We start from the raw sequence: 685 nt of genomic DNA on the forward strand, positions 1-685 counted from the left end.
CCACGTCTTTCATCGCCTCTGACTGCCAAGGCATCCACCGTATGCGCTTCTTCACTTGACCATATAACCCCAAGCAATCTGGTTATACTGTGAAGACGACATTCGCCGAAAATTCGCATGTTGCGCTTTCGCGCAGAACTCACAAATTTTACCTTAGCCTGATCACCACCAGTGAAAGTGGCCATCAGTCTATTTCTATCACATATCCGAATTTTTAAAGAACGATCTGACAAAAGCCAGAAATCAACATTCAGCAAGGAATGCTCATTTCTAGGTTCTAGCAGTAAGCTGCAAGCAGCCCGCTACAAGCAGAAGCAGTAAGTGGTGGAGCCAAGCGGGATCGAACCGCTGACCTCCTGCGTGCAAGGCAGGCGCTCTCCCAGCTGAGCTATGGCCCCAGAATGCTACACATTTCAGGAAATGGTAGGTCTGGGCAGATTTGAACTGCCGACCTCACCCTTATCAGGGGTGCGCTCTAACCAACTGAGCTACAGACCTAAGGTGCTGCCCGACGCGTTCAAGCTTGCCGCTTGAAGCTCAAGACTTAAAGCTGCTTCTATCGTCTTCGTACAAAGAATCAAGCAATTCGTGTGGGGGCTCATCAGCTGGCTGATGTCGTCGATTAAGGAGGTGATCCAGCCGCAGGTTCCCCTACGGCTACCTTGTTACGACTTCACCCCAGTCA

At 50.5% G+C, this 685-nt stretch carries 1 protein-coding gene, 2 tRNA genes and 1 rRNA gene; all 4 read right to left on the bottom strand.

The features are described 5' to 3' along the window. Positions 1-185, bottom strand: a 185-nt coding sequence (locus tag G7007_RS22070) for a hypothetical protein (protein WP_219854308.1), incomplete at its 3' end; no start/stop codon positions are given. Between the two features lie 137 nt (positions 186-322). Next, positions 323-398: transfer RNA gene (locus tag G7007_RS21790), tRNA-Ala, on the bottom strand. 23 nt (positions 399-421) lie between these two features. After that, positions 422-498, bottom strand: a tRNA-Ile gene (locus tag G7007_RS21795). A gap of 125 nt (positions 499-623) precedes the next feature. Next, positions 624-685, bottom strand: a 16S ribosomal RNA gene (locus G7007_RS21800); the annotation flags it as partial.

Source organism: Pseudomonas entomophila, from assembly GCF_013523125.1.
Lineage (GTDB): Bacteria > Pseudomonadota > Gammaproteobacteria > Pseudomonadales > Pseudomonadaceae > Aquipseudomonas > Aquipseudomonas entomophila_B.